At 71.0% G+C, this 9,819-nt stretch carries 6 protein-coding genes; all 6 read left to right on the top strand.

Annotation, left to right across the window (positions count from 1 at the left end; translation table 11 throughout):
- Positions 1–257: 257 nt before the first annotated feature.
- Complete coding sequence (locus OERS_RS02535) at positions 258–1,085, top strand: nuclease-related domain-containing protein (protein WP_139107648.1); 828 nt, start codon at positions 258–260, stop codon at positions 1,083–1,085.
- 69 nt (positions 1,086–1,154) lie between these two features.
- Positions 1,155–7,121: a hypothetical protein gene (locus OERS_RS02540; RefSeq protein WP_139107649.1), complete on the top strand. Its 5,967-nt coding sequence runs from the start codon at positions 1,155–1,157 to the stop codon at positions 7,119–7,121.
- A gap of 66 nt (positions 7,122–7,187) precedes the next feature.
- Positions 7,188–8,012, top strand: coding sequence for a metal-dependent hydrolase (locus OERS_RS02545; protein ID WP_068624197.1), 825 nt, complete (start codon positions 7,188–7,190; stop codon positions 8,010–8,012).
- On the top strand, positions 8,009–8,239 hold the full coding sequence (locus OERS_RS02550; protein ID WP_068624198.1) for a hypothetical protein: 231 nt from the start codon (positions 8,009–8,011) through the stop codon (positions 8,237–8,239). Before OERS_RS02545 ends, OERS_RS02550 begins: the two co-directional genes overlap by 4 nt.
- Positions 8,240–8,539: 300 nt before the next feature.
- Positions 8,540–9,139, top strand: coding sequence for a 5' nucleotidase, NT5C type (locus tag OERS_RS02560; protein WP_083201160.1), 600 nt, complete (start codon positions 8,540–8,542; stop codon positions 9,137–9,139).
- 62 nt (positions 9,140–9,201) lie between these two features.
- Complete coding sequence (locus OERS_RS02565) at positions 9,202–9,663, top strand: hypothetical protein (RefSeq protein WP_068624205.1); 462 nt, start codon at positions 9,202–9,204, stop codon at positions 9,661–9,663.
- The last annotated feature ends 156 nt before the right edge of the window (positions 9,664–9,819 follow it).

Raw genomic sequence — 9,819 nt, forward strand, 5'->3', positions numbered from 1 at the left:
CCGGAGTAACCGGATTCCAGGAGTTTCGCGCTCTGACCTGCACAAACACCGATCCGAGGCCGTGATTGTGCCCGGAGTCGCAGGAGTGAGCCCGGGAGCCACGGCCCCGAAACCTGCCCTGACCTGCGCAAACGCTCACCACCCCATCGGAGCCGACCGTCCGGGCCCGAATCTGCCCCCTGAGAGGCGACGCCCAGTTCTGCGCATAGAGACCACGTGAGCGAGCGCACGGTGCGCCGCACGTGGAGGCGATCGAGATGGGCAACCCCCGAACCCCCGGCCAGGTGGTCGGCGCAGCCGGTGGCTCGCTGACCGGAGCGACCTGGGCGGGCTCGGACTCCGCAGCGCGCATCGGCCAAGGCGGCGAGGTGCGTACCGCGGCCCTCATCGACGAGCTCGCCCTGACCCTGGGCGGACCCACCGTCCTGCACGACCTGAACATCCCGATCCCCGGCATCAGCGCGAACATCGACCACCTGGTCGTCTCCGGCGACAAGGTCACCATCCTGGACTCCAAGGTGTGGAAGCCGGGCCGGTACCGCAACACGATCCGCGGAGGCGGCGCCAAGCGCGGACGCGAGAAGGTCGACCACACCCGCAAGAAGACGATGGTGATGGCCCGCGAGGCGATCGAGCGCTACCTGCTCGCCCGAGGCATCACCGCACGCTTCGCCGTCCCGGTCCTGATCGTGTGGCCGTCCTCGACCAAGGGTCGAGTCTCCACGACGCTGCTCACCGTCCCCGGAGCACGGGTCCTGACCGGCGAGCAGTTCTCGCGCAAGGTCGCCCGCACCTGCGGAGCCAAGCCCGCCGACCCGCGCATCGTCGCGGCGCTCGCACTGCTCGTCAACGACACCTCGACGTCGCACCCCCGCGCGAGCTCGCCGAGCCCGGCGCCGCGTCCGACGTCGCACACGGCACCGCGCTCAGGGTCGCGGCCAGCATCGCGGCCCGTGTCGCGTCCGGCCCCGCAGCCCGCCAGCTCCGACTTCGGGGACGCCCCCGAGTTCACCGCGGCCGACTTCGCCAACGCCGACCCCGGCCACCGCGGCGAGGACTCCTACGACCCGTTCTCCGCGCCCTGACCTGACCGGCTCGACGCACCCCGACCCCGACACACCTGACACCCGACACACCTTGGAGGCTCGACCCTCATGGCCGCAGCTCGCACCGCTCCCCCGACCCCGCCCAGCGCATCGTGGACGTACCCGGCCGGCGCCGTGGCCGCTGGAGTCGCCGGTGGGGTGTGGGCGCTGGCCAACGGGTGGCCGGGCGTCGCGCTCGTGTGGGTCTCCTTCGCCCTGGCCGGGTGGCTGACCCAGCCCCCGACGTTGACCGGCCCGCTCGACGCGGCCAAGCGCCCCACCGTCGCCAACCCTGCCGAGAAGCAGGGGCTGAGCCGGTACCGGTTCTGGTCCGCGATGCGCTGGCGCGTCCTGACACCCAACGCGTACTGGTGGCCGCTGGAGCCCGCGGGCTCCTCGACCAAGGGGCTGGTAGCCCGCCTCGGCCTGATCCGGCCCGCGAACGTCCTGGCCCTGGTCCTGGCCGCGGCAGCCGCCGTGATCCCCGCACCGCTGGCCGGGTCGGCCGGGTGGGTCCTGTCCGCGGTGGGCGCCTACGCGACGTTCGCCGTCGTGGTCGCCACCAAGCGGGCCTGCGCGAACGAGATGCACCCCAAGCCCGCGGTGACCTTCGCGCGGGTCGCCGAGTTCGCCAAGGAGTCCCCCTCGAAGGTGGTGGGCTCCATCGTGGGCGCGCTCGTGCTCGGCGGGGCCAGTGCCCTGGTCGTGCTCTGGTTCACCCCGTCCTCGTGGGGTGCGGGTCGCTGGGTGCTGGCGGGCGTCATGCCGGTGGTGTGGGCGTGGGTCCTGCTGGCCCGGCCCGTCATCGAGCACACGGTGACCACGTGGCGGGCGCTGGTCGCCGCGGACGAGATGTGGCAGCCGCGCTGGGAGATGATGAAGCTCCCCGAGGGTGGGCGCCCGTTCCTGATCGAGCACGCCGACCTGGGCGAGTCCGTCGTTTCGGTCGACACCTTCCGCGCGCCGGCCGCCCTGGGCGCGGCCTGGTTCCACCAGGACAAGAACCGGGCCCAGATCGTCAACGCCGTGGGCGCCGGGTCCTCCGTGGTGGTCCTGTCCGTCCCGAACACCGACGCCCAGGGCCAGCCCATGCCCGGGACGGTGCACCCGTTGGATGTGCGCGTGGTGACGTGGTCCACGGGCACCGAGCCGGACTACGCCACGACCGCGGCACCGATCGACCTGGTCCAGCTCGTGCTGGAGTGCGCGGTGGCCGAGGCTGCCGACGGCGCCAAGATGGCCCGCCCGCTGCTGGTCGGCATCCGCCCGCTGACCGAGCCGGGCACCGCGACCGCCGCCGCCCCGCAGAACCCTGACGCCCCGCACCAGCCCGACGCCGCGCACGAAGAGCCCGACGCGCAGGGCGAGGACAGCACCGAGCAGGGTTCGCCGATCGCGTACGAGGCCTCGTGGGACTTCCCCCAGGGCGGCTCCTACGAGACGCTCGGCTCCCTGGTGGGCCCGGTCCAGGAGCGCATGCAGGTCATGGTCCGCGTCGACCACCGCTCACGCCAGATGTTCCTCGGCGACCTCGACGCCGTCCCGGACTCGATCTCCCAGCAGATCGAGAACCTGCACCTGGCCGCGAAGTGGACCAAGCACTGGGCCGACGCCCTCAAGCAGGGGACGAAGGGGCCCCTGGTCCAGCCCGGGGTGATCTCCAGCGCCGAGCTCGCCAACGGCACCGAGGTGCACTGCGTCCCGTTCGCCGTCGGGCAGGGGCAGAACCCGCTGGACTTCTTCGGCTACGAGGAGAACCTGGCCTCCACGGTCAATGTCGCGTTCATCACCACGACCGGGTTCTGCCCGCCTACCCGGGGCGCGCGCCCCGGCGAGCGGCACAACCTGGGCCTGACGCTGCTCTACTCCCAGGCTGCGGTCCCGATGAGCCCGCACCTGCTCGCCCCTTCCCCGGGCCGCTCCCCGCAGCAGGCTCAGCGCTGGGTGCTGGCCGGGATGGTCAACAAGGCGTTCGACGCCGCGAAGATGGCCCGGCCCGAGGTCGTGAACGTCAAGGCGATGTCGGCCGCTCGCTCGCGCGGGCACATCTGGGCGTTGACGCTGCGCCTGTACGGCGGGGTCACGACCGCTGACGTGCGCCGCAAGGTCCAGGTGATCGCCCAAACGTGGGGCGTGCCGTGGGTGCGTCTGGGCCCGGCCTCCGAGGACACGATCACCTTGTTCGCCGGCGCGAACCCGTCCTCGGTGACGCTGGCCGACCCGGCGACCGACGAGATGCGCATCACGGCCCTGGACTGGGAGCAGGCGTGGGCTGACGCGAAGGTCGTCAACCCGGTCACCGGCGCCGTCCCGACCCTGACCGCGGCCGACCGCCTGGAGCACAACGACAAGGTGCAGGTGCTCGACTTCGCCCTGCCCCAGGGGATCTCGGCCAGCCAGGCCAAGGGCGCCCTGGACAAGCTGCGGACCAACACCGGCAACTCGTTCATCCTGTTCCGCACCAGCCCCGACGGGGCGGCCGCCATCCGTGTGCTGTGCTCCCCGCAGGACCCGGTACCTTTCCCGGCCGCGCACGACTTCGAGTACATGGCCGGGCACAAGGACAAGCTGCCGTTCGCGACCGGGGTTGAGGGTGAGCCGATCGAGTTCGACCCGAAGAAGCACGTTCACGTGCTCGTGGCAGGAGTCACGGGAGGCGGCAAGATGCAGCCTCTCGACACCTCGATCCCTGTACCGATCTCGGACCGGTTCCCGAGAGGGTGGGCCACCATCGGCGCGCTGAACGTCGGCGACGAGGTGTTCACTCGTTCGGGCAGGACGGCGCGGATCTCCTCGCTCTCAGCGACGGTCGAGGCTCGCCCCGTCGAGATGGTCCTGTCCGACGGGCAACGGGTGCTCTCGCACCCCGAGCACCTGTGGGCCGTGTCCAGCGCATCCTCACGCGCCGCACATGGCAAGCGGGACACGACCCGGCGTGATTCAGCGCACCAGCGCAAGCTCATCGGCCAGGCGGATGCCCTGGAGGCCGTCGCAGCGACGATCGCACCGGGCACATGGTCCGACCTGGCGGCGACGTTCGAGAAGGTCCGAGCCACCGGCGCCCACTGGTCGACCAAGAACGCCTTGCGTACGGCGCTTGAGCGCGTCGTGTCGACCGAACTCAGGTCGACCGCGACAGTTCCCCTCGGCACACGCAAGAACCAGACGTGGCTCGCGGCAGACATCGCCGACTTCCTCCTGGACACCCCGCGCGAGGTCAGGACTGAGCCGGTCACTGCCGAGGTGATCGACCGGGTTCGAGCACTCGGCGGACCCGTCACCCTGACGCAGGCCAGCGGTGCGCTGCTCGGCCGCGACTCCACGCGCGCCGACCGCGCCCTGATACGAGCATGGGGCTGGAAGGACGCCATCCCGGCCGGTCCGTTCAGTCAGGTGATGTGCCTGGGCAGCGTCTTCCTGCTCGACGAAGCGCTCATGGCCCTCGCCACAGAGCTGCGAGACCTTGCCGCGTCCGGCAACGGGCGCGAGGTTCAGCCTCTGCTCTCGGTAGTCACCGCCCAGGACGTCGTGGACCAGGCCCGCACGGGAGGCCGGTCGAACTTCGCCGTCCCGATGGCCGAGGGCTTCGACCTGCCCGCCGCCGACCTCCCAATCTCCCCCTACCTGTTCGGCGCCTGGCTCGGCGACGGTAGTTCCCGAGTCGGGGCAATCACGGTCGGGATCGACGACCTCGACGGCTCGCGTGCACGCCTGGAAGCGGCGTGGGGCTACCCAGTCCGGCGCGTCGAGAACAACACCGTCAGCGAGGCAAAGAACCTCCACTTCTGCGCCCCGGAGCCGGCCCTGTGCCCGCGCGGACACGACAACTTCCGCCTACGCAACGGCAGCGGTCTGCGCTGGTGCGTGGACTGCACACGCAAGGCGACCATGGGCGACCCACGTTGGAATGTCGGGCTGACCGAGAAGCTCCGCGAGCTCGGTGTCCAGCAGAACAAGCACATCCCGGCCACGTACCTGCGCGCCTCGTACAGCCAGCGCCTCGCCCTGCTCCAGGGCGTGATGGACACCGACGGAACGGTGGCTGAAGACGGGGGTTGCCAGATCGACCTGACCTCGAAGCGGCTCGCGCACGACGTCGTCGAACTCATCCGCTCGCTCGGCATCAAGACTGCCGCGCCGCGCCGCCGGCTCGCGACCATCACCGAAGCGGACCCTGCCAACCCGGGCAGGAAGCGAACCCGCGTGGTCGGTTGGCGCTGGCGTATGTCGTTCAGGACCAACGTGCCCGTCTTCCAGATGCAGCGCAAGCTCGACCTCCTGAACGAGAACGTCCGCCCGACCCAGAGCTGGAACTACGTCACGCAGGCCCGCCAGCTCGATGAGGCCGTCGCCATGCGCTGCATCATGATCGACGACCCGGAGCACCTGTACCTGACGGACGGCTTCGTCCCGACTCACAACTCAGTCAACTTGCAGTCGCTGCTGACCGGTGCCGCGTTCCACGACTGGGACATCTACGTCACCGACCCGTCCAAGGGGGCCGCCGACTTCCGCTTCGTCGAGCCCTACGCGCGCTCGATCACCACGACCATCGAAGAGTCATGCGCGATGGTGACCGCGGTCTACCAGGAGGTGAAGCGACGCAAGGATCTGAACTCGAAGCACGGCGTCGGGTCGTTCCGAGAGCTGCCAGAAGAGGTGCGCCCGAACTACCTGATGCTCGTCGTCGACGAGTTCACGTCACTCATCATGGGCGACACCGTCCCGAAGGCGACTGGTGATGCGGAAGCCGACGCCGAGCGCGACCAGATCATCGCCTCCAACGCGATGCGAACGAAGATCGGTGGGTTGGTCGGCAGGATCGCGCGCGAGGCGCGGTCCGCGGGGGTCGTCCTGGTCCTGGCCACCCAGAAGCTCAACGCGAAGATCCTCGACGGGATACCGGGCTCGACAGATCTGCGCACGAACCTGTCTCGGATGCTGCTCGGGAATGCCACCTACGGCGACCGTGCCTCGGCGCTGCGCAACCCTGACAACGCCCCACCCCTGGGCGACGTCGTTCCCTCCGGGCGCGGCCTGTGGGAAGGCGTGGACATGTCGAATCCGAGCATCATCCAGTCCTGGTACTCCTCTGGCGAGCAGGCTGAACTGTCCCGACAGATCGCTGCACGCCGCGGGCCGATCCCAGCATCCGACAGGCTCGACCTGTCATCCTTCATGCCCAAGTCGGCCTATGCCCCGGGCGTCGTGGACGTCGTGGTGGACGACGACCCGGCCCCGGGTGCGCCGGAGGAGGTCATCGACGCGGGACGGGTGAAGTTCTCCCTGAACGACCTCCAGGCGTTCACCACCACCGAGCCTGCCGACCAGCCTGCCCAGGATCTCGCCCCGGCCGCGGCGAGCGACGCCGACCGGATGCTGGCCGCGTTCACCGCGGGCCAGTTCGCGGCCCCCGAGCCCGAGCCGCTCCCGGCTGCCCTGGCCGCGCCGGTCACCGGCACCTCCACGCTCCTGGTGCTCGACGTGCCCGCACACCTGAACCCCAGCGTGCTAGCCCTGCTCGCGGACGCCAACGTGGAGACCGTCTGGGTGAGTCAGGGCCCGGCGGACGAGGCGAACCGGCTCGTCGGCATCGACCTGGCCTCCACGACCGTCGGGTCCCCCGAGCACGGGTGGTGGAAGCTCGACGCGCTGGACCACCTGGTCGCCTCGCGCCCGCACGTCAGCCGCCTCGTGTGGCTCGACCCGCGCGCGCACGAGGAGATGGACCTGGGCCTGACCCACGTCGAGTACGCCGCGGACCTGCTCGACGGCGTCGAGCTCGTCGCTCCGGTGCTCGATGCGGACGATGGGCTGAGCGCTGACGTGCTCGCAGGCGCCCTGGCTCAGGAGCCGATCGAGGAGCAGGTCGTTGCCGTGGCCGTGGACGACTTCGCCCCCGAGCCCTCCCCCGTGCGCCCGCCGGCCCCCGCACCAGCACCGGCCGACGACGACTGGGCGATGGGCAGCGTGCGCCCGAGCGTGAAGGCGCCGCCGCGACCGGCCGCCGCTGACGACGACTGGTCGATGGCCTGAGCCCGGCCTCGGCCCCGCGCATAGGTGCAGGCAGGAACGCCCACCACTACCTGGAGGTTAGCGCCCATGATGGGTGGACACCACGCCGCGACGGGAGCCGCGGCATGGGTCACGGTCTCTGCCACCGCACCGTACGCACTCGGGCTCTACCCGGCCTCACCGCTGGGGGTCGCCGCGGGTGCGCTCGTGTGTGCCGGCGCCGCACTTTTGCCGGACGCAGACCACCACTCCAGCACGATCGCCCACGCCCTGCCGCCGTTCAGCGGGCCCATCTGCCGCGGCATCGGGAAGATCTCCGGCGGGCACCGCCACGGGACGCACTCGATCCTGGGCGTGCTCGCGTTCACCGTGATCGCGTGGGCGGCGGGCCTGCTCACGGTCACCGTCCCCGAGCTGGGTGAGCTCGCGGTGGGCTCGGGCCTGTTCAGCCTGATCCTGGTCGCGTTCGCGGCCAAGGCGCTGAAGTTCGCTCGCGGCGGCGGCACCCTGGCCCCGTGGCTGCTGTCCCTGCCGCTGGCCGTGGGCATCACGGTCTTCGCCCCGACCGAGTGGTACTGGCTGCCCGCGGCCGTGGGCATCGGCGCGTTCGTGCACCTGCTCGGCGACGCGCTGACCACGGGCGGTGTCCCGTTCCTGTGGCCGTGGGTGCCCAAGCCTCCGCGCTGGTGGGCCTCGACCCCGGTCCTGAACCGCTGCTGGCAGCCCAACGGCTACCTCGGCGCCCCCATCCTGGGCAACGCCGGGTCGGTGCGCGAGTGGATTCTGCTGGTCCCGATCAGCCTCTACGCGATTGTCGGGATCGTCGAGGCGACCGCGACGGGCGTGGTCGGGGTCGCCCCTGGCTGGGTGATGGAAGCCGCCCAGCGGCTGATCGAGGGAAGGCCGTCATGACGAGCAGCACCACGAGCACCAGCGCCACGAGCATCGCCCCGTCCACGCCAGATGCCGGCGAGCCGGCAGGCACCGCTCCGGTCTCGTCCTGCGCGGAGCGCGTCGAGAACATCCCGTGCCCGGCCACCGGCCACGACCACCTGCTGCGCCGAGCCCCGATCGACCCACCGTTCTGGTACTGCGGGCCCGGGTTCGGGTTCGACGACCAGGAGGTGACCGGGTCGTGAGCCTCGACGTCCCCGACCACTTCCCGATCGAGGTCGACCTCCACGGCCAAGGGCCCGTCGCCGTCGCCAGCCCCGAGCACGCCGCGACCGCCTGCTGGTGCCCGGACCTACGTTGTGCGCGAGCATGGGCCGACCACGACCACGACCAGCTCGTGCCGACGTGCTGGGCGTGCCACACCGCGACCGGGCCGCACGTGCCTGCCGACGCCTCCTGCACCTGGACCCCGGTCCTGCCCGTCCCTGCACCGTCCCCCGCGCCCTCGTGGGCCGACCCCGTCCCAGAGCCCATGGAGGTTCGAGATGTTCGATAGCCAACCCGCGGTCCTGGTGGTGGACCTGGACAACACGACGTTCGACTACGACCGGGGCCTGGCCGAGCACATGGTGCGCACCACCGGCCAAGGCCCCTCGGGCCCGCCGGAGTTCTACGACTACGCCCGCTCGGGCTGGTTCCCCACGAACCAGGACTGGCTGGCAGCGCACTCGGCCGCGGTCATGGAGGGCCTGTTCGCCAGGATGTGGCCCTACGACGGGGCGCTCGAAGGGCTCGCGTCCCTTCGTGAGGACGGGTTCGTCGTCAAGTTCGCCACGGCCCACGGGTCACGCTCGTGGATGCCTGGTCCCGACGGCGACGAGCTCGCGCGTGTGGAGCGCGAGACGACGGCCGCAGGCCTGCGGATGCTGGGCGTGGAGTACGACGAGCTGCACTTCGTCGCGTCCAAGGCGGAGGTGGCCGGCGACCTGTACATCGACGACGCCCCCTCGCACCTGGCGGACCTCGACGCCCGGGGCCTGCCCCGGATCGCGTACGACCAGGCCTACAACCGTCACCTGCCGGGCCTGCGCGCGACGAACTGGGACGAGCTCGGGTCGGTGATCCGCGCCCGCCTCGGGGCCTGAGCGCAGGTTCTGCGCATAGGTCCAGGTGAGGATAGGCCGGTCGTCGGAAGTGGAGGTGGATCATGGCGCAGTACGCAACGAACGCAACGACCGCGGACCCGTTCATCTTGCCCGCGACCGGCCTTACCCTCACGACTCACGCCCTGGAGTCGGCCATCGCCCGGGACGTCAACCTCGCCGAGATGACTGCGTGCGTGAACGACGCCGAGCAGTCGTGGTCGTCGAGCAAGTACGGGCCCGACCGGGTCGTCTTCCAGCGCGGTGACATCGCCGTCGTCGTGAGCTCGCGCGAACACCTGGTCGTGACGGTCCTGTTCCGTGAGCAGGACCAGTGGACCAACGCGGACGGGCGACCCTCCGGCAAGCGCCTGTCCAAGGGGCAGCGGCGCAAGATGACCGCGCTGCTCGCGCGCCTTCGCGACCGGCCTCTGCTGATGAGCGGCCCGCCACCATCTGAGCCGCGCCTGCCCGGCCTGAGCCCGCTCTCCCTCACGCTCGTGCCCGACGTCGCGGCCAGCGCATAGGACCGGGGAGCGTGCCGCACGCACGCCGTCCCCTTGGCGCCGACCGGATCGGCTGAGAGCAGGTCCTGATGAGCCCGAAGGTGATCGGCCAGGTCGGCCCGCGCCCGAACTGGGACCAGTGGGCGCTGGGCATCGCGCACGCCGTGGCCTCCCGCG

The sequence above is a fragment of the Oerskovia enterophila genome (assembly GCF_001692445.1).
In the GTDB taxonomy this organism is placed as follows: Bacteria; Actinomycetota; Actinomycetes; order Actinomycetales; family Cellulomonadaceae; genus Oerskovia; species Oerskovia enterophila.

Bases quoted from the DNA above. Each gene is read 5' to 3' on its own strand.
- OERS_RS02540 (WP_139107649.1), top strand. From the start codon at position 1,155: ATGGCCGCAGCTCGCACCGCTCCCCCGACCCCGCCCAGCGCATCGTGG.
- OERS_RS02565 (WP_068624205.1), top strand. From the start codon at position 9,202: ATGGCGCAGTACGCAACGAACGCAACGACCGCGGACCCGTTCATCTTG.
- OERS_RS02545 (WP_068624197.1), top strand. From the start codon at position 7,188: ATGATGGGTGGACACCACGCCGCGACGGGAGCCGCGGCATGGGTCACG.
- OERS_RS02535 (WP_139107648.1), top strand. From the start codon at position 258: ATGGGCAACCCCCGAACCCCCGGCCAGGTGGTCGGCGCAGCCGGTGGC.
- OERS_RS02560 (WP_083201160.1), top strand. From the start codon at position 8,540: ATGTTCGATAGCCAACCCGCGGTCCTGGTGGTGGACCTGGACAACACG.
- OERS_RS02550 (WP_068624198.1), top strand. From the start codon at position 8,009: ATGACGAGCAGCACCACGAGCACCAGCGCCACGAGCATCGCCCCGTCC.